The sequence below is a fragment of the Methylocapsa polymorpha genome (genome assembly GCF_045689225.1).
GTDB lineage: Bacteria > Pseudomonadota > Alphaproteobacteria > Rhizobiales > Beijerinckiaceae > Methylocapsa > Methylocapsa polymorpha.
This window is the reverse complement of record NZ_CP136862.1, coordinates 2,862,678-2,881,651: the sequence shown is the minus strand read 5'-3', so window position 1 is coordinate 2,881,651 and position 18,974 is coordinate 2,862,678. Positions and strand designations below refer to the sequence as shown.

At 61.8% G+C, this 18,974-nt stretch carries 16 protein-coding genes and 2 pseudogenes; 9 read left to right on the top strand and 9 right to left on the bottom strand.

The window, feature by feature from the left end; translation table 11 throughout:
- Nucleotides 1–42: 42 nt before the first annotated feature.
- Complete coding sequence (locus tag RZS28_RS13290) at nt 43–1,080, bottom strand: NAD(P)/FAD-dependent oxidoreductase (RefSeq protein ID WP_407338218.1); 1,038 nt, start codon at nt 1,078–1,080, stop codon at nt 43–45.
- A 340-nt stretch (nt 1,081–1,420) separates the two neighbouring features.
- On the opposite strand from RZS28_RS13290, the pseudogene RZS28_RS13285 reads away from it, so the two are divergent.
- Both RZS28_RS13285 and RZS28_RS13280 read left to right on the top strand, forming a co-directional pair.
- Nucleotides 1,421–2,434, top strand: a pseudogene (locus RZS28_RS13285) (NAD(P)H-dependent glycerol-3-phosphate dehydrogenase).
- A 71-nt stretch (nt 2,435–2,505) separates the two neighbouring features.
- The gene (locus tag RZS28_RS13280; RefSeq protein WP_407338217.1) at nt 2,506–2,919 is read left to right on the top strand and encodes an EVE domain-containing protein; all 414 of its coding nucleotides are present in this window, start codon (nt 2,506–2,508) and stop codon (nt 2,917–2,919) included.
- Between the two features lie 143 nt (nt 2,920–3,062).
- On the opposite strand, the gene RZS28_RS13275 is transcribed toward RZS28_RS13280, so the two are convergent.
- Entirely contained in the window at nt 3,063–3,842 is a 780-nt protein-coding gene (locus RZS28_RS13275) for a hypothetical protein (RefSeq protein ID WP_407338216.1), read from the bottom strand.
- Between the two features lie 210 nt (nt 3,843–4,052).
- A pseudogene (locus RZS28_RS13270) lies at nt 4,053–4,178 on the bottom strand (adenosylhomocysteinase); the annotation flags it as partial.
- An 84-nt stretch (nt 4,179–4,262) separates the two neighbouring features.
- Between RZS28_RS13270 and RZS28_RS13265 the strand changes: the two are divergent.
- Complete coding sequence (locus RZS28_RS13265; protein ID WP_407338215.1) at nt 4,263–5,036, top strand: Fic family protein; 774 nt, start codon at nt 4,263–4,265, stop codon at nt 5,034–5,036.
- A gap of 92 nt (nt 5,037–5,128) precedes the next feature.
- On the opposite strand, the gene ahcY is transcribed toward RZS28_RS13265, so the two are convergent.
- Entirely contained in the window at nt 5,129–6,535 is a 1,407-nt protein-coding gene (gene ahcY, locus RZS28_RS13260; RefSeq protein ID WP_407338214.1) for an adenosylhomocysteinase, read from the bottom strand.
- Nucleotides 6,536–6,711: 176 nt separating this feature from the next.
- Between ahcY and RZS28_RS13255 the strand changes: the two genes are divergently transcribed.
- Nucleotides 6,712–6,945: a hypothetical protein gene (locus RZS28_RS13255; RefSeq protein WP_407338213.1), complete on the top strand. Its 234-nt coding sequence runs from the start codon at nt 6,712–6,714 to the stop codon at nt 6,943–6,945.
- Nucleotides 6,946–6,989: 44 nt separating this feature from the next.
- Here the strand turns inward: RZS28_RS13255 and RZS28_RS13250 are convergent, their stop codons facing one another.
- Nucleotides 6,990–8,282, bottom strand: coding sequence for a glycosyltransferase (locus RZS28_RS13250; protein WP_407338212.1), 1,293 nt, complete (start codon nt 8,280–8,282; stop codon nt 6,990–6,992).
- Nucleotides 8,283–8,467: 185 nt separating this feature from the next.
- Between RZS28_RS13250 and RZS28_RS13245 the strand changes: the two genes are divergently transcribed.
- Together RZS28_RS13245 and RZS28_RS13240 are read left to right on the top strand one after the other, a co-directional pair.
- Nucleotides 8,468–9,328: a hypothetical protein gene (locus tag RZS28_RS13245; protein ID WP_407338211.1), complete on the top strand. Its 861-nt coding sequence runs from the start codon at nt 8,468–8,470 to the stop codon at nt 9,326–9,328.
- Between the two features lie 55 nt (nt 9,329–9,383).
- On the top strand, nt 9,384–10,529 hold the full coding sequence (locus tag RZS28_RS13240; RefSeq protein ID WP_407338210.1) for an LptF/LptG family permease: 1,146 nt from the start codon (nt 9,384–9,386) through the stop codon (nt 10,527–10,529).
- 36 nt (nt 10,530–10,565) lie between these two features.
- Here RZS28_RS13240 and RZS28_RS13235 read toward each other — a convergent pair whose 3' ends face one another.
- From RZS28_RS13235 to RZS28_RS13220, 4 genes are all read right to left on the bottom strand, one after another.
- Entirely contained in the window at nt 10,566–12,080 is a 1,515-nt protein-coding gene (locus tag RZS28_RS13235) for an acetyl-CoA hydrolase/transferase family protein (protein ID WP_407341126.1), read from the bottom strand.
- Nucleotides 12,081–12,190: 110 nt separating this feature from the next.
- Nucleotides 12,191–13,258, bottom strand: a complete 1,068-nt coding sequence (locus RZS28_RS13230; RefSeq protein ID WP_407338209.1) for a class I SAM-dependent methyltransferase — start codon at nt 13,256–13,258, stop codon at nt 12,191–12,193.
- A gap of 185 nt (nt 13,259–13,443) precedes the next feature.
- Nucleotides 13,444–14,208, bottom strand: a complete 765-nt coding sequence (locus RZS28_RS13225; protein WP_407338208.1) for an ABC transporter ATP-binding protein — start codon at nt 14,206–14,208, stop codon at nt 13,444–13,446.
- Entirely contained in the window at nt 14,198–15,001 is an 804-nt protein-coding gene (locus tag RZS28_RS13220; RefSeq protein ID WP_407338207.1) for an ABC transporter permease, read from the bottom strand. Before RZS28_RS13220 ends, RZS28_RS13225 begins: the two co-directional genes overlap by 11 nt.
- Nucleotides 15,002–15,248: 247 nt before the next feature.
- Here RZS28_RS13220 and glpD point away from each other — a divergent pair, with 247 nt between their 5' ends.
- The 3 genes from glpD to RZS28_RS13205 all read left to right on the top strand — a co-directional run bounded on the left by glpD (nt 15,249) and on the right by RZS28_RS13205 (nt 18,974).
- A complete protein-coding gene (gene glpD, locus RZS28_RS13215) occupies nt 15,249–16,781 on the top strand; it encodes a glycerol-3-phosphate dehydrogenase (RefSeq protein ID WP_407338206.1) in 1,533 nt (510 codons plus the stop codon).
- The gene (glpK, locus tag RZS28_RS13210; protein ID WP_407338205.1) at nt 16,778–18,286 is read left to right on the top strand and encodes a glycerol kinase GlpK; all 1,509 of its coding nucleotides are present in this window, start codon (nt 16,778–16,780) and stop codon (nt 18,284–18,286) included. The genes glpD and glpK overlap by 4 nt, the downstream gene beginning before the upstream one ends.
- A 226-nt stretch (nt 18,287–18,512) precedes the next feature.
- Complete coding sequence (locus tag RZS28_RS13205; RefSeq protein ID WP_407338204.1) at nt 18,513–18,974, top strand: MarR family winged helix-turn-helix transcriptional regulator; 462 nt, start codon at nt 18,513–18,515, stop codon at nt 18,972–18,974.

Here is an 18,974-nt window from a genome sequence, read left to right as displayed (position 1 = left end):
TTTCACTCGGGACGATGCGCGAGAAGATTTCAGCGGCGCGGTTCAATGCACGCCGAGCTTCTTTTGCAGGCTCGAGGACGAGGTCGTGTATTGAAACGTCAGCCGCTTGTCCGGATAGACATAGCGATGCGCCTTTTGCGCCGCCAGCGCGCCCTCGTGAAAGCCGCAAAGTATAAGCTTCAGCTTGCCGGGATAATGGTTGATGTCGCCGATCGCGAATATGCCCGGGATATTGGTCTCGAATTTCTCGGTGTCGACCGGGATGAGATTCTCATGGAGATTGAGACCCCAATCGGCGATCGGGCCAAGCTTCATCGTGAGCCCGAAGAAAGGCACGAGCCTTTCGCAGGCGATTTCATGCGACGATTCGTCATTGGCCTTGAGGGTCGCGCCGGAAAGCGCGCCGGCGTCGCCGGCCAGATGCGAGATCTGGCCGATGTGCAAATCGATCAGCCCGGACTCGACAAGCTCGCGCATGGCCTTGACCGAATGCGGCGCGGCGCGAAAATCGTCGCGGCGATGGACCAAGGTCAGCCGCTTGGCGATCGGCTGCAAGTTGAGGGTCCAGTCCAGCGCGGAATCGCCGCCGCCGACGATCACGACATTCTTGTCGCGAAAATCCTCTTTCTTGCGCACGGCGTAGAAGACCGACTTCTCCTCATAGGCCTCGATGCCGTCGATTGGCGGCTTTTTCGGCTGGAAGGAGCCGCCGCCCGCGGCCACGATGACGACCTTGCACTCGAAGCTTTTGCCGCCGCTGGCGCGGACGCGAAACGACGGCGCCTCGGCGGTCCCCAGAACCTCCAGCGCCTCGACCATATCGCCATAATGGAAAGTCGGATGAAACGGCTCGATCTGCTGCAACAGCTGATCGACAAGGCCCTGCCCTGTCACGAGCGGAAGGCCAGGAATGTCGTAGATCGGCTTTTCCGGATAAAGCTCGGCGCATTGGCCGCCGGGTTTCGGCAGGATGTCGACCAGATGGCATTTGATGTCGAGCAAGCCCAGTTCGAAAACCGCAAAGAGCCCAGCCGGCCCGGCGCCGACGATGACGACGTCGGTCTTGATGCTTTCAGCCATGCCTTGCTCCGAATTCTTTGCGGGAGACCACGCGCTCCCGCATTATTGTCCCAAGTCCCATAAACAGGTCCCATAAATCCATAGACCGAGCCGGCAGAATGGCCTTCCCATATTTTTGCGTCAAAGCGAATTAGGGCAGATTCGTTTTCCGCCGACGAGCCGATCCGCGATAAATTGGTGAAAGACTTACGCAGACATGAGACCTTGAGACGCAGACAACAAAAAAATACCGCTAAGGCGAAGCAAAAGCCTATGTCCCTTTATGAAGAATCGGCCGAAGCCGAGGGACCGCGCGGGCCTCAAACCGGACGCGTGGTAGGTTAGCGATGAAGGAAGCGCCATGGCGATAGAGAGCAGCCGCCGGATCGTGGTTCTCGGCGCCGGCGCCTGGGGAACCGCCCTCGCCAATCTCGCCGCCCGCTCGGGCGCGGAGGTCGAGGTGACGCTTTGGGCGCGCGACCCCGCGCATGTCGCCGAGATGGCGGCGACCGGCGTCAATGCGCGCCATCTGCCAGGCGTTCCGCTTCAGTCGAATGTCCATCCAACCGCCGATCTCGCGCAGATTTCGGACGCCGCCGCGATTCTCGCCGTGGTCCCGGCGCAGGCGCTGAGATCGACGCTCGAAGCCGCCGCGCCGCATCTGGCGCAAGGCGCGCCCGTCATCGTCTGCGCCAAGGGCATCGAGCGCGCCACCGGACTGTTCCTGAGCCAAGTCGTCGCCGAGATCCTGCCGCAAAATCCGCCGGCGGTCCTCTCCGGGCCGAGCTTCGCCGCCGATGTCGCGCAAGCCTTGCCGACCGCCGTCACGCTCGCCGCGCAAGACGGCGAACTCGCCGCTGCTCTCGCAGCCATGCTCGCCGCGCCCTGGTTCCGCCTTTACTCATCAAACGACATGCGCGGCGTCGAATCGGCGGCGCCGCCAAGAATGTTCTCGCCATCGCCAATGGCATAGCGGCGGGCGCGGCCTCGGCGCGAGCGCCGGAGCGGCGCTGGTCGCGCGCGGCTTCGCCAGCTCAGCCGATTCGGCCGGGCTTTCGGCGCCGAGCCCGGCACATTGATGGGCCTTTCCGGGCTCGGCGATCTGGTGCTCACCTGCACCTCGCCCATGTCGCGCAATTATTCCCTCGGCCTCGCGCTGGGGCGCGACGCAGCGTCGCGGAGGCGGAACAGCGGGGCGGCCTCGCCGAGGGCCTTTACCTGCGGCGTGCTGGTCGACCTCGCCAGGGCGAACGGCGTGGACATGCCGATCGCCGCCGCCGTCGACGCCGTGCTGGCGGAGCGGATCTCCATCGACGACGCGATCGCCGCCCTGCTCGCGCGTCCCTCGAAAGCCGAGTTCACCGATCTCGTCTAGAGCGGGATGAGCCTCTTTTCATCGGCATTGGAAATGTTCTAGCTTCCTGCGCAAATGGAGGCGCGAAATCCGTGGCGCATTGGCTGATCAAGAGTGAGCCCAATAAATGGTCCTGGGTTAACCAGGTAGAGGCGGGCGAGAAAGGCACGTTCTGGAACGGCGTGCGCAACCATACCGCCAAGCAATATCTGATGGCGATGAAGCTCGGCGAGCAGGCCTTCTTCTATCACTCGAACGAGGGAAAAGAGATCGTCGGCATTGTCGAGGTCATCAAGCTTTTCTATCCCGATCCCTCCGATGCGACCGGTAAGTTCGGCATGGTGGACTTTCGCGCGGTGAAGCCCCTGAAGAAGCCGGTTTCGCTCGTCGCCATCAAAGCCGATCCGCGCCTCAAGGACATGATTCTGGTCAATAATTCGAGGCTCTCGGTCCAGCCCGTCACCGACGCGGAATGGAAGATCATTTGCAAGGAAGGCGGGGTTTAGTGCGGGGGAGCCCAGCCGCTGGTCGAGACGAGTTCGGGCTGTCCGTTCTTTCGCACCTGGAATTATGCTCCAAAAAAAGCGCTAAGAATCAAAGCCCTTCCTCAGGTGCATAATTCTTGAATTCTGCACCGAGATACCGCCCCTCATGTGGGGTGTATGGCCAAGTCGTCTAACAATTTCGCTGCAATCATCTCAATGGTTTTGAAGTCTGTGAGCATTTGAGTATGGAATTGTATCGGCCTAGCTTCGCCCGTCCACGAATGCATTATGCAAGGCTGGAAAAACCTAAGGCTGTCACGCTCAAGTTGTTGAGCCTGCGCCTCCGCCTTTTTACGCTGTACAATAAGATCAAAAATTGACCGCTCAAGCTCACAATATCTATCTGCCTTATCAGGGGCGATAGAGAAAGGCGGCACGTATAACGGTATTCTATGAGCTAACGCATGTCTATAATCTTCGAGATACTTAAACCAATCAGACATGCTTTCCAAACACTGATGTAATTCTTGCCCAAGCGAATCTCTCACGATCCTGTTTGCCGCCCGCAAACCAATCCATTCAGGCGGAAGAGGCGCGCCGTCAGGTTTCGTAACATTTCGCTCTAAGACCCACATCCAAGCCAGATTATCAAGGCAACCGAATACATTGAAGATGAATCCCTGTACCTGAATCGCGACATCCTGTGTCTGGTTGGATGTTGGCACTCCATCCAATTCTGGAGGTATGGCGCAAAACGTATTCTCAATGCATCTAACTAAAGTACCCAACCTTCTTAAAAACCCATGCAAGGCAAATTCCTTTGCCTGTTCGTTTCTGAACTGATGCCCCATGCAGCGTTGTTGAAGCTGCAAACTGCGCCAGCGTAGATGAGCGCATTCATCCTCTAGAATTTTTATGTTTTCATCGCTGTAATATCTCGCCATTGTTGCGATAGATCTCCGCCAGCTAGCGCCCCATACGTAACAGTCTGCGCTTCGCCTCGCGGCGCTGTCAAAGCCGCATAAGCCCCGTTATGGAGCTTGCGACGACGCGAGGCGCCGGGTAAGCCAAAGCCATAGTTATCAGAGCGAGGGGCCGCCCGAAGGCGGCCCCTGTTCGTAACCAACGCTGGCTTTTCAGCCCGGCGACAAAAATCAATACCGATAATGATCCGACTTGAAGGGACCGGTCTCCGGCAGGCCGAGATAGCTCGCCTGCTGGGCTGAGAGCTTGGTCAGCTTGACCCCGAGCTTGTCGAGATGGAGCGCCGCGACGTTTTCGCCAGAACACATGAACTTCGCGCCAAAAGAAGAGGAGCGGCGGGAGAAGATGACCTATTATCAATAATATGCTAAGCACCTTTGATGCTTGCGGCTCTTATTGACAGCATCGAACAGAGGAAGGCGCGGCTCGACCGGTTGCGTCCGCTGTCGGCGGCTGCCTTGGCGCAGCTCCAGAAACATTATGACGTTGAACTCACCTATACGTCCAACGCGATCGAGGGGAACACCCTTACGCTGCGGGAGACGGCGGAAGTCATCGAGCATGGCATTACGGTAGGCGGCAAATCGCTTCGCGACCATCTCGAAGCCGTCGATCATTATGAAGCCGTGCAATGGATGCGTGAGCTTGCCGCGCGGACGACGCCAATAGACGAAAGCGCCGTATGCGAATTGCACCGCCGCATCGTCGCCCGCAGCCAACCCGCGATTGCCGGCATCTACAGCCGGCTCCCGCGTCGGATCGCAGGCTCGTCCGTCGTCTTCCCGAACCCCGCCAAGATTCCCCAACTCATGGAAGAGTTCAGCGCCTGGCTGAAAACCGCGCCGCTTGATCCGGCCTCGGTGTTCGAAGCCCATTTCCGACTGACCGCCATTCATCCTTTCGGCGACGGCAATGGCCGCACGGCGCGGCTCCTCATGAATCTCTTGCTGATCCGGGGCGGCTATCCGCCGGTCGCCGTGCGGCTGGAAGACCGCAAAACCTATCTCGACGCTCTGGAGCGCGGCTCGCTCGTCGAGGACTTGCAGCCGTTCCAGAGTTTCATGCATGAGCGACTGGAAGCGACCCTAGGAGAGTATTTGAGCGCGTTGGAAGAGGCGCTGCCACAGCCTGATCCAACCCGCAGCGCTGGTTGAATAAAGCCCACAGCGTCAAAATGGAAGGGCCGCCCGAAGGCGGCCCTTGTTCGCAATCAGCGTTGGCTTCTTCCGCCCGCGCTACAAAGAAATCAATACCGATAGTGATCCGGCTTGAACGGGCCGGTCTCCGGCAGGCCGAGATAGGCCGCCTGCTGGGCTGAGAGCTTGGTGAGCTTGACGCCGAGCTTGTCGAGATGGAGCGCCGCGACCTTTTCGTCGAGATGTTTCGGCAAGGTGTAGACCTTGCGGGCGTAATGGCCCTGCTTGGTCCAAAGCTCCATTTGCGCCAGCACCTGATTGGTGAAGGAGGCCGACATCACGAAGGACGGATGCCCGGTGGCGTTGCCGAGATTGACCAGCCGCCCTTCCGACAAAAGGATGATCCGCTTGCCGTCGGCGAATTCGATCTCATCCACTTGCGGCTTCACATTATGCCATTTGAGATTGCGCAGGCCCGCGACCTGAATCTCCGAATCGAAATGGCCGATGTTGCAGACAATGGCGCGATCCTTCATCGCCCGCATATGGTCGAGCGTGATGACATCGACATTGCCGGTGCAGGTCACGAAAATATCGGCGCGCGTCGCGGCGTCCTCCATGGTCGTGACTTCATAGCCCTCCATCGACGCCTGCAAGGCGCAGATCGGATCGATCTCGGAGACGAGCACGCGAGCGCCGGCGTTGCGCAGCGAGGCGGCCGAGCCCTTGCCGACATCGCCGAAGCCCGCGACCATGGCGACCTTGCCCGCCATCATCACGTCCGTGCCGCGGCGAATGCCGTCGACGAGCGATTCCCGGCAGCCATAGAGATTGTCGAACTTGGACTTGGTGACCGAATCATTGACGTTGATCGCCGGCCAAAGGAGCTTGCCCTCCTTCTCCATGATATAGAGGCGATGGACGCCGGTCGTGGTCTCTTCGCTCACGCCTCTGATGGCGTCGCCGATCTTGCCATACCATCCGGGAAAAGACGCCAGCCGCCGCTTGATCGCGGCGAAGAGAACCTCCTCTTCCTCGTTGGTGGCCTTGTCGAGAAACGCCGTGTCGCCCGCCTCCGCGCGAATGCCGAGATGAATGAGCAGCGTGGCGTCGCCGCCGTCGTCCAGAATGAGGTTCGGCGCGCCGCCGTCGCTCCACTCGAAAATCTTATGGGTGTATTCCCAATAGTCGTAGAGGCTTTCCCCCTTGCGGGCGAAGACCGGAATGCCGGCGGCGGCGATGGCGGCGGCGGCGTGATCCTGGGTCGAATAAATATTGCAGGAGGCCCAGCGAATGTCGGCGCCGAGCGCCTTCAGCGTCTCGATCAGCGCGGCGGTCTGGATCGTCATATGCAGCGAGCCGGCGATCCGGGCGCCCTTGAGCGGCTGGCTCGGCCCGAATTCGGCCCGCGTCGCCATCAGGCCGGGCATTTCGGTTTCCGCGATCGCAAGCTCCTTGCGGCCCCAGTCGGCAAGCCCGATGTCGGTGATGGCGTAATCATTGAACGAATGGGTCATGGGCTCTCGACGCTCCAGGATGAGGACGCGGGCTCTATAGCAGGCCGATGGACAGCTCGCAATAAAGATATAAGCAACTCTTTATGTGCTCGCTCCGGCCAACCTTTGGCGATTCCGCGGAGGCTATGTAAATTTCCGCCGCTCGTGTAGGCTGGGGCCGCATGGAGGAGGCCCGCATGGCGAAACCGGAAGAAATCGAACGATTTCTCATCAATGCGATCAAGCATCGCATGCTGGAAGGAAGCGGAAGCTTGAGCGGGGTTGCTACGCGCGACGGCGTGGTTGAAATCACCTTCCTGGGCGTGACCGACGATGCGCATGTGCTGGACACAGTCAGTGGAGCCGTGTTGGACCTGCGGCTCCAATTGGAAGTCGTGCCAGATCTCGATGTAAAAATTCGGCGGGCTTGAGCCGCCGCGTCGCCTTCGGCTGAGCCCCTGCCCCCGGCCTGGCGTTAACTCTCGAAAAAAGGCGCGACGAGCCCGGCGAGCGCCTTTCTATAGGCCTCGAAGGAAAAGCGCCTGTCATAGGCAGAGCGCGTATCGGCGCGGCGTCGATCTGCCGGCGGTGCATCGAGAGAGGCCGCTGCCCGCCGCAGCGCTGCAGCGAAGCCCGCGGCATCCGAGGCAAGCGCGACATTGGCGAATTCTGCGGGATCCAGTCCGAATCCCCGAAAAGCATGCGGCGTCGCGATCAAGGGCGCGCCGCTCGACATGGCTTCGATCGTCTTGATGGAAATTCCATGCCCTTGCGTCGTCGGCAGCAGAATCGCGGCGGCGCTGCGGTAGGCGGCGTCGAGATCCTTGACCCGGCCGCGAAAAAGCTTGGCGTGTCGTTTCAGGAGATCCGGCGCGCGAAATTTGAACGCGCCGTCGATATTCCCGAGAATCTTAACCGGAATATCGGGCGCGAGCGGCAGGACCTCCCTCAAGAACCAGGCCACGCCGAGAAAATTGGCGTAATTGGCGCTGGCGATGATGATGAAATCACGTCCACCGGACTCCGCCGACACCGCCGGCACGGCGGGATAAAGCAAGGCGTGCCGCTTGCCGGGCAGCAGCTTTTGGAAGGCCGCCGCCTCCTCGTCATTCAAATGCAGCAGAAGGTCGGCCGCTCGCATGGCGTCGAGCTCGATCGCAAGCATCTCTTCGAAGCTTGCCACCGGGGCCAAGGTCCAGCCGGCCTCATTGCGCAGCGCATATTGTCGCGCCTGGAGATCATGCGTATCGAGCAGCACCGAACAGCCATGCTTGTCGCGCAGGCGCCGCGCCGCGGGCATGCAAAAGAAATGATTGCAATGGATGAGATCGATCCGAGGCGAGGACGCGAGCGCGTCAGGGATCTGGACAAGCTTGGTGGTCTCGACCAGGATCGCGGCGAAATTTCCATGCAGCCATTGCCTTGCGGCGCGCAGAAAATCCGCGTTCAAGACTTGGCGGAGGGGCATGCCCGCAAAGAAGCGCGCGTCGGCCTCGAGATCGGCGCTCGCCGCCAGATAGGACCTATGCTGGCGCGAACCCAAGGTCGCCCCAGGCGCATCCGCCACAGCCAGGCTCAAGACTTTCGCTCCGAGGCTGCGATAGGTCCGCGCCTGTGAAACGAAAACCTGATGGCTGCCGCAGGAATGCCAAGCCGGATGCACGAGCAAGACGGTCTTGCCCAGAAGCGGCAGATCGGCGCTCGGAGCGCCGCTTGACGGCTCCGTCGCCTCGTCAACGGGGGCGCCGTCGCCGTGGTCTTGATCCATGTTTCCCATCACTGTACATCAAGGCGACCGCAAAAGCCTTCGCACGCAGTCGCTGCCTGCTTGGCGCATCGCCTGTTCATCCTTGGCGTCCGCGGCGGCTTCGCCAGCGGCGATTCCCCTTGAACCATCCAACCCACGCAAGGCGGGCCCGCCCCGATCCTGCTCACCCGACGCGCAAAGCTCTCATGTCCGATCACCTTCCGCCTGATCATGCCCCGGCCAAGAAATGCGGCATTGCGATCCTCGCGAACGACCGCATCTCCAACTGGCTCTTGCCATTCCTGGAAAGCTACCGCGCGACGAACGCCGCTACGCCGCTTTACCTCATTCCCTACGACGACAATCTCGCTTTGACCAGACGCGCGGCCGACGTCTATGGCGTCCATCTCGTCACCGAGGGCTCGCGCGATCTCGACGTCCTGGCGCGGCGGCTCTATCCTTTCTTTCCGGGACATCGCCGCCGCCTGCGCAAGTTCATGTCCCTCGCCCTGCCTCTCGACGAGGTTCTTTATATCGACGTCGACACGATCCTGTTTCGCGACGTGAGAGAAGTTTTCGGCAAGCTCGAGCCTGGCAAGACCGATTTCATTATCGCCTCCAGCAGCGAGGAATATGTCTACAACAAAAAGAGCGAAAAATATGATTTCCTGCGGGACGTCAGGCTCTTCAATGACGGTTTCTTCGTCACGTCGAACAAGCTTCTGTCGCTGCAGGATTTTTACGCCGTGATCGCCAAGGACGGACGGATCTTCCATTCTGTGCGCAAGCGCGGCATGTTGTTCGCACAGCCCTTGAGCAATTTTGTCACGCATCGGCGCGGGCTCAAGATCGCCTCTCTCGCAGAATGCGTCGCGGGAGCGTCCGACGAAAGCTTCTACAAGGTGACGGATGTGAGTTTTGACGCCAATGGCGCGCCTCTCGACTGGCTCGGCAACCGGATTTTCTTCGCGCATTGGGCCGGCGCAACCGCGCTTCCAGACGGCCGCGTGTTCGACAAGGCTTGGCAGAATTATGCGAGGCTTGCTTCGGAGCGGATGAAAATTTGATCTCGAACCCATGACCGCAGGGCCGGCGGCGTCGGCCTCACTCCTGGAGCCTGCAATGCCTCGCCTTCTCTATCTTTATCTCGCCAGGCGGATCGCGATGTCGGCCCTGGTGATCGAGACGGGTCTTTGCGTTCCGGTGGTCATGGCCTCGCTTTTCCACCAGCTTCCCGCCGCCGCGGTGCGAGGCGGCCTTCTCATTCCCGCGCTTCTCGGCACGATGCCGACGGTTCTCTATGTCGCGTTGCCCATGGCCATAGGCGTCGCGGTCGCGCTCGAATTCGCGCGCATGTCGTCCGACGGCATGATTGCGGTTCTCTATTCGCTGCGCCTCTCCGTCTGGTCGATCTGCGTCCCCGCGAGTCTCGTCGCTATGATCGCAGTCGTCCTCGGCTATTGGATCTCGTCGGTTGTGGCGCCGGCCAATGTCGGCAAGATGCATGACGTGATCCATGTGATCCAAAACTCGCTCAACCATCGCATGTTGGAGCCTGGGCGCTTCTACCAATTGGACAATGGCTACCGCACTTTGTACTTCGAGCGCTGGCGATCCGCCGATGTGGCCTCGGGCATGTATATCCATCAATACTCCCCTGATAAGGCCGAGGAGCAGATCATCAACGCCGCCGAGACGGAGTTCCGCCGCAACGAGACCGGCGTCGTGATGATCCTGAGCAATGGCTCGATCCAGACTCACCCCGACGGCAGCGGGAACATGCAGAGCGCGAATTTCGACGAATATGTCATCCCGATCAACATGCAAGGCGCCGGCGGCATGCCGAAGCGCGATTGGCGGGGCGCATTCGAATTGTCGCTTGGAGAATTTCTTCAGGCGCGGCCGGGTCCCGAACTCGGGCCGCGCCGCTACGCCGAATGGATGAGCGAGGCGACCAAACGCTTCGCCATTCCGATCCTCTCCTTGTCTCATGCTCTGCTGGCGATCGGGCTCGTCCTCACCGTCGCAACGGCGACCGGCCGCGGTTCGGCGGCGACGACCGCAATTGTCGCCATCATCCCGACGATTCATATTGCGATCATGGTCGGCGCGGAAAGCCTGGTGCGCGAGGACCCACGGCTCGTCTGGGTCATCGGCCTCGCGATCGCCGTCGAATTCATCATCGCGCTTCTGCTGATAGAGCGGCAAAACGCGAATTTTCCTGTTCGCCGCGCACTGGTCGGCCGTTTGGCTCGCCAAAGTTCCTAAGCCGGGCAAGGAAGATTCGGCGCCGGTTTTCCGCCGTCAGGCCAGCATCGATCCGGTTTCGATAAACCGCTGGTGCCAGGAAAGCGCTTCCCCCGGCAGCGAGGGCGACTGCTGCCCGTAGGAGTGTTCCTTAGCGCGCCGGAAATAGTCGGCCAAGGCAGGCCGGTAATTGGGGTGCGAGCAATTCTCGATGATCGCTTTGGCGCGCTGCTTGGGCGAAAGGCCACGTAGATCGGCCAGTCCCTGCTCGGTCACAAGCACCTGCACGTCTTGGGTGATATGATCGACATGGCTCGCCTGGGGCACGATCGCGGAAATCTTGCCGCCTTTGGCGAGGGAGGGCGTCATGAAGATTGAGACATAGGCGTTGCGGGCGAAGTCCCCGGATCCGCCAATGCCGTTCTGGATGCGCGATCCCATAATGTGCGTGGAATTGACATTGCCATAAATGTCGGCCTCGATAAGCCCATTCATGGCGATGCAGCCCAGACGCCGGATCAGTTCCGGGTGGTTGCTGATTTCCTGCGGGCGCAAGATCATCTTATCGTGAAAGCGCGCCATGTCGGCGTTGAGCGCGGCCGCCGCCCCTGGGCTCAGTGAGAACGCCGTCGCGGAGGCCATGCGGAGCTTGCCGGATGCGAGCAGGTCCAGCATCCCGTCCTGGATCACCTCGGTATAGGCGGTCATGTTCTCAAACGGGCTTTCGAGGAGGCCGGCGAGCACCGCGTTCGCGATATTGCCGACGCCGGACTGGAGCGGCAGCAGCGAGGCGGGCAGGCGACCTCTCGCGACCTCGTGACGAAAGAAATCGACGAGATGCCCGGCGATGGCGCGCGCCGCATCGTCAGGCTGCGCGAACGGAAGATTACGGTCGGGCCCGTGGGTCTCGACAATGGCGACGATCTTATCAGGATCGCAGCGAAAATAGGGCTCGCCGATGCGATCGTCTGGCCGCACGAGGGGAATAGGCGTGCGGTTGGGCGGCAAGGCGGCGCCATAATAGACGTCGTGCATCCCCTCCAGAGCGGCGTTCTGCCAGTTGTTGACCTCCAGGATCACTTGCCGCGCTCGCTCGAGCCAAGTCTTATTATTGCCCACCGAGGATGAAGGGATGAGCGCGCCGTCGGGCCGGACGCCCGCGACTTCAATCACCGCGGTGTCGAGCGGGCCAAGAAAGCCTTGCCAAGCCATTGGCGCGACTTGGCTCAGGTGCATGTCGAAATATTCCATTTCGCCGCGATTGATCTTCTCGCGCATGATGGGATCGGAATTGTATGGGAGACGGAACTCGATGCCGTCCGCCTTGGCGAGCGCGCCGTCGAGCTCAGGACCGGTGGAGGCGCCGGTCCAGACCCGCACGTGGAACGGCTTGCCCGCCGCATGTTCCGCTTCGATTCGCGCGGCGAGCGCAAGCGGAACGGCTTTCGGATAGCCGGAGCCTGTGAAGCCGCTCATCCCTACGGTGCTGCCCGAGCCGATGAACGCCGCCGCCGCCTCTGCGCTCGTTACCTTGGCGCGTAGCCTGTCGCAACCGATTCGCTTCTGGTCTATCAACCCCGCGCCTCCGCCCTTGGCCTCGCCATCATGCCGCGGCCGCGCAAACAAGAAAGAGGATTTCATCTTGGGGCAAGAATGCCAGCAACCACGCGCCCCGCCGCCGCTCACGCCAACTTGTCGAAGACCATAACTTTAGAAACGAACGCCCTCTCATCGCGGGCATAGGTCAACCCGCAGTCTTGGCACAGCGCGGCGAAATCCTCCTCGATGTAGCTTAGATAATACGGCTCGTGAAAGCTCTGCGGGAAGAGCTCCAGCAGGCCGTCATAGTCGGGCGCGTCGCCGCGCTGAAGCGAATCCACCAGAACAAGCCGTCCGCCGGGTTTCAGAACGCGGGCGAATTCCCGCAAGACGATGCGGCGCACCTTGGGCGGCAGTTCATGGAACATGAAGATGCTCGTCACAGCGTCCTGGCTCTCGTCAGCCAGCGGAATCGATTCCGCGTTGCCCACCACAAGGTCGGTTCGCGACCAGCGCGCCAAATGACGCTTGGCTTCCCTGACATAGGGCTCCGACAGATCGAGGCCGATAGCGGGAAGCCGGGGCCAGACCTGCTTGACGAAATCGAGTAAACGCCCGGTGCCGCAGCCAACGTCGAGAAGCCGCAACCGGCGTTGATCGCGCCCGGCGAAGAGTTCGTGGAGCGGCGGCAGCGCCTGACGCCGCGTGGCGTTCGCCGTGCCTTTGAAAAGCACTTCGACCTGCGTGTCGTAGCGCTGAGCCGACTCGTCCGTCATCCAGCCGCCCGACTGGAAATGGAAATTCTGGAGATAATAGCGGGGCCGTTTGTCGCGCGTTTCCTCGGTCAGCACTTCGCTGTGCTCGCCGCTTTCCCGGCGGCGGTGGACGGCGGGAAGATCCTCGAAGAAAAGCCGCGAGCGGTCGAACAGCATTTTCCATGAGCCGTCATGATCCGCGGGGAGCGGATAGAGGCCCGCTTCAACATTGGCGAGGTCTTGCCGCCAAAGGGCGCCCATATCCGCGAGGAACCGTTGGCGGGCCGGGGTCGGCGCGTCGGTATGGGGCTTTGGCCGCGCGCTCCCTTCCTCGTCGCGCGCCCGCTGCGCCATCCGGGCCATGGCGACGCTGTGACCCAGATACCAGGCGACGCGCGGGAGCTGGCGCGCGCCATAGGCTGCGCGCGTGGCGAAGCGGGAGAGAGGGCGGTTCATGTTGGTCCTCGCGTGAGAAGATCGGCGCGCCAACGCAAGGCCTGCGCCAAGCCTCGCGCATCTCGCAAGGCGCCGACAATCGATCTCAGCATCGAGATAAGCGCCGGACCAGGCGCCGTCCAGGGGCGATGATCGCCGCCCCGCGCCCGCACGTGAAAGCAGGCGCCAAACCGCAGATTTAACCGCTAGGCCGTCGCCGCCTGCGCCGCAGCCGCAGGCCCTTCGAGCGCCTCGCGATAGCCGGCGATCACATTGTCGGAGGACCCGAGATCGCGCACTTCGCCATCGTCGATCCAAATGACGCGATCGCAGATCGTCGCCAAGACCTCAAGATCATGGGAGACGACGAGAATCGTGCCGCGCCGCGCGAAATCCCTTATGAAAGCGTCGCATTTTGCGCCGAAGGCGGCGTCCCCGACCGAGAGCGCCTCGTCGACGATCAGAATGTCAGCGTCGGCATGGGCGCAGATGGCGAACGCGAGCCGCGCCGCCATGCCGGTCGAGTACATTTTCAAGGGCTGGTAAAAGAAATCGCCGATATCAGCGAAACTGGCGATTGCGTCGAGGCGCGATTCGACCTCGGAGCGGCGCATGCCGAGGATCGCGCCGCCGATCAGGGCGTTTTCCCGGCCCGTCAGCTCAAGATCGAAGCCGGCGCCGAGGGCGAGGATCGGCGCGACGCGGCCGGTGACTTTCACGCTCCCCTGCGTCGGCTTCGTGATGCCGCAGATGATCTGCAGGAGCGTCGTCTTGCCGGCGCCGTTGCGGCCGATAATCCCGACCGTTTCGCCGCGATGAACCCTGAAGCTGACGTTCCGCAGCACCCAATGGTGATGATAGTACTGCTTCCAATGGCCGAAGATCGCCTGCATCAGCTGGTCGTTTCGCCGCAAATAGAGCTGAAACGCCTTGCCCACAGAATCGCAGCTGATGACGAGATCAGATGACATCGACGAACACGGCCTTGTATTGCATGAAGAAACGATAGGAATAGAAGAACACGGCGATCGAGCCGCCGACCGTGCCGGCGTAAAGAAGCGGGCCCGGAAGCCGGTCCAGCAAAAGAAGATCGCGGATCATCTCGACGTAATTTCCGATCGGATTGAGATGCGCATAGACGCGAAGGTTCGGCGGCACGTCTTCGATTGAATAGAAGATCGGCGTCGCGAACATGAAAACCGGCACGATCGAGATCATGAGATGCGCGACGTCGCGGGTGAATGACCCGAGCGCCATCAAGAACCAGGATATACCAAGCAAAAACAAGAAGAAAGGCGCGACGACGAAAGGCAGGAGAAGGCTGGTCGGCGGCAGCCATCGCGTCAAGGCCAGCTCGAAGACGAGAAGCACCCCCAAGCTGATCAAGGCGTAGACCCCGGCGCGGATCGTCGCCGTCCAAGCCAGCGTCTCGCTCGGGAAGATCGACTTCTTGATGACGTTGGCGTGCTCATGCAGAAGGCCCGGCGAGCGATAGGCGAGCTCGCTGAACAGGTTGAAGACGATCAGTCCGGCGAAGATCGACAAGGCGTAGGTTCCGACGCCGGCCCCTCTCGCCGAAGCCGGGACGCCGACCGCGCTGGAGAAAATCACCGTATAGGCGGACAGCATGACGAGCGGTCCGAAGATCGCCCAGAGCCAACCGAGGATCGAGCCGCGGAACCGAACCGCCAATTCCCGCCGAACCACCGCCCGAATCAATTCCCGATACTGCCACGCATTTTCAAAAGGCGTCAGTAAATTCATTCCTTTAACCGGTCCAAATCATGCCAAGGCTTGGCGAACAGGCCGGATGTAGACCAGTTTGAGCCGGTTCCGTCAACGGAGCCTCCAATACCGCCGCGTTCAAGGCCGATACGATGGGCCGGGCCCGCCGCTTGGCGCCGCCGCGCTGATACGCCGCCGCGCGCGCTTTCGTTTGAACGCCGCGCGAACTATCATCTCGACGCAGACCGGCCCATGAGCATACGGCCGGCGCGAAATGGGCGAAGAGATGGCGCGGGAAGCAGACGTCGATATCCTCGTCATCGGCGGCGGCGTCAACGGGGCCGGCATTGCGCGCGACGCGGCGGGCCGCGGCCTGTCAGTCATGCTCTGCGAGCAAGGCGACCTCGCCGGCGCAACCTCCTCGGCGTCGAGCAAGCTGATCCATGGCGGGTTGCGCTACCTCGAATATTATCAGTTCCGCTTCGTGCGCGAGGCTTTGATCGAGCGCGAGACGCTGCTCGGCGTCGCCCCGCATCTTATCCGGCCGATGCGCTTTATCCTGCCTTGGGAGAAAGGCCTGCGCCCGCAATGGATGATCGCTCTCGGCCTGTTTCTTTATGACCATCTTAGCCCGCGCGGACGCCTCGCCGGATCGAAGCGCATCGACCTGCGCGAGAGCCCGGAAGGCGCGCCGCTCAAGACCCATCTGACGACCGGCTTTTCTTATTCCGACTGCGCCGTGGATGACGCGAGGCTGGTGACGCTGAACGCGCTCGACGCGCGCGAACGCGGCGCCGTGATCCGCACGCGGACGCGCTGCGTTTCGGCGAAGCGCGATCTCGGGCTTTGGCGAATCACGCTGCAAAATGTGCTGGACAAGGCCGAATGGACGGTCACGGCGCGCGCGCTCGTGAATGCGGCGGGCCCATGGGCCTCGGACGTCTTGAACGTCGTCTGCGGCATTGGGGCGGGCAAGAAGCTGCGCCTCGTCAAGGGCAGCCACATCATTGCGCCGCGGCTCTATGAGGGAGACCACGCCTATATCCTGCAGAACGAGGACAGGCGCGTCGTCTTCGTCATGCCCTTCGCCCAGGATTTCACTCTTATCGGCACGACCGAAATTCCGTTCGAAGTCGATCCCTCCAAGGCCATGATCAGCGCGGAGGAGATCGCCTATCTTTGCGAGGCGGCCTCGCGCTATTTCGCAACGCCGCTCGCGCCTAAGGATGTTGTCCACAGCTTTTCCGGCGTGCGTCCCCTCTATGACGACAAGGCGTCGAGCAATTCGGCCGTGACTCGCGATTATGTTCTCGATCTCGATCAGCCGGCTGGAGAAGCCCCGCTCCTTTCGGTCCTCGGCGGCAAGATCACGACCTATCGGCGCTTGGCCGAGGATGCGGTCGAGGCGCTTTCATCGCATCTGTCGCCGCCGCAGCCGGAGCGATGGACGGCGGATTCGCCGCTGCCCGGCGGCGACATTAAAGACGGCGATTTCGACCTGTTTCTGCATCAATTGCGGGCCCGTCGCCCCTGGCTGCCGGCGGCGCTCGCGTTGCGGCTCGCGCATGCCTATGGAACCCGCGTGGAGAAGATTTTGCGCGGGGCGCGGAGCGCAAAGGATCTCGGCGAGGATTTCGGGGCGGGCCTTTCGCGGGCCGAGATCGATTATCTGATCGACCAGGAATGGGCGCTGAGCGCGGAGGACATCCTGTGGCGTAGGTCAAAGCTCGGCCTGAGCCTTTCGCCTGCTGAAGCCGCGCGCGTCGAAACCTATGTGGCGGAGCGCGCAAAGGCCCGCATCACAGAGGACAAGCTGTGACGCGCCAGAGCCGCCTCCTCGCGATCGATCAGGGCACGACTTCGACCCGGAGCCTTGTCTTCGATGCCGAGGGGCGTCTTATCGCAAGCGCACAGCGCGAGTTTCCCCAATATTATCCACAGGCCGGCTGGGTCGACCATGATCCCGAGGATATTTGGCGCGACGCGATCGAGACCGCGCGTGAGGCGATTGCCAAATCGGACGCGCCAATTACCGCGATAGGCCTCGCCAATCAGCGCGAGACCGTGGTGGTCTGGGACCGCGCGACCGGCGCGCCAATCCATCGCGCCATCGTCTGGCAGGATCGGCGCACGGCCAGCGAATGCGAACGGCTGCGCGACGAAGGCGCCGAAGCGCTTGTCCGGGCCCGCACCGGCCTCCTTCTCGACCCCTATTTCTCGGCGACCAAGCTCGCCTGGATTCTGGACAACGTCTCCAATGCGAGACAACAAGCCGAGCGCGGACAGCTCGCCTTCGGCACGATCGATAGTTTTCTGCTCTGGCGCTTGACCCTGGGCCAAGTCCACGCCACCGACGCCACCAACGCCTCGCGCACCCTGTTGTTCGACATCCATCGCCAATGTTGGGACGACGAGCTTCTCGCGCTCTTTCGAATTCCGCACGGCCTGCTCCCCTCGGTGCAGGACAGCAGCCATTTCTACGGCGCAACAATTGCCGAGCTGTTCGGAGCGCCCATCCCAATCGCCGGCGTTGCCGGCGACCAGCACGCGGCCATGGTCGGGCAAGCCTGCTTCAAGCCGGGGATGGTGAAATCGACCTATGGCACCGGCTGCTTCGCCTTGCGCAATACCGGCGCCGAGCCCGCGTCGCCGCGCGGCGGGACGCTGACGACCATGGCCTATCGCATCGAGGGCGTCCCGACCTATGCGAGCGAAGGCGCGATTTTCATCGCCGGAGCCGCAATCAAATGGCTGCGCGATCGGCTTGGCCTCATTAGCGACGCCGCGGAGACGAGCGAGATCGCGGCAAAGCTGCCAGGCAATCATGGCGTCTACATGGTTCCCGCCTTTGTCGGCCTCGGGGCGCCGCACTGGGACCCGCACGCGCGGGGATTGCTCTGCGGCCTAACGCTTGATTCAAGCGCCGCGCATATCGTTCGCGCGGCCCTGGAATCCGTCGCCTATCAGACCTTCGATCTCATGGAGGCTATGACCGGTGACGGCTCTCTCCAGGCGCAGGGCAAGAGCGCGCTTCGGATCGATGGCGGAATGGCGGCGAATGACTGGTTCTGCCAATTCCTGGCGGACATCCTCGATGCGCCGGTCGAGCGCCCGATCATGCTGGAGATCACGGCGCATGGCGCGGCCTTTCTGGCCGGGCTTTCGACCGGCGTCTATCCCAATCTCGCGGCCATCTCGAATGTTTGGGCAAGAGGCGCAAGGTTCGAACCGCGCATGGCGCACGCCGAGCGCGAGCGCCTGATCGAAGGATGGCGCGACGCAGTCCGCCGCGCGCTGTCCAGCGGCGGCGAAGCGACGCGATGAAAGGGCGCCAGGCGCCGCCTTGCATTTCCAGAACGTGATCGCGCCGGCGCGTGAGGCTCTACGTCAAGCAAGCCCGGATAAGCCTTAGGGGCTGAGGCCCCCTCAAGCTGTGCAGAAACCTCCTGCCCTCTGCTCGCCTGCGTTCAGGTGCGGAGCCAGGCGCCGCCGCAGATAGTTGACTAGGAAACCTAAATATAGTAGTTTCCTAGTCAACTAAGGAGCGGCCGTGTCTTCAGCGCCACCCCCGTCGGACCTGGCTGCGCATCTTGGATTCTGGCTGCGCACCGTGTCCAACCACGTCTCTTACGCCTTCGCCGGCAAGCTCGCCGCCAAGGGCGTGACGGTTGCCGAATGGGTCATGATGCGTGCGCTTTATGGCAAGGACCCGATGCCGCCCAGCCGCCTCGCCGAGGAAATGGGCATGACGCGAGGGGCGATCACGAAGCTCGCCGACCGGCTGATCAGCAAGTCGCTGATCGTTCGGAAGGCCAGTCGCGACGACGGTCGCGCGCAGACGCTCGCACTTACGCCGCAGGGGACAGATCTGGCCCCGGAGCTGGCTGCGCTTGCCGACCGGAACGACGCAGAATTCTTCGATCATCTTTCGGGAGCCGAGCGCGAGACCCTGGAGCGGCTTCTGAAGCGAATGGTCGAGCACTGCCAGATGACCACGGCGCCGATTGAATAA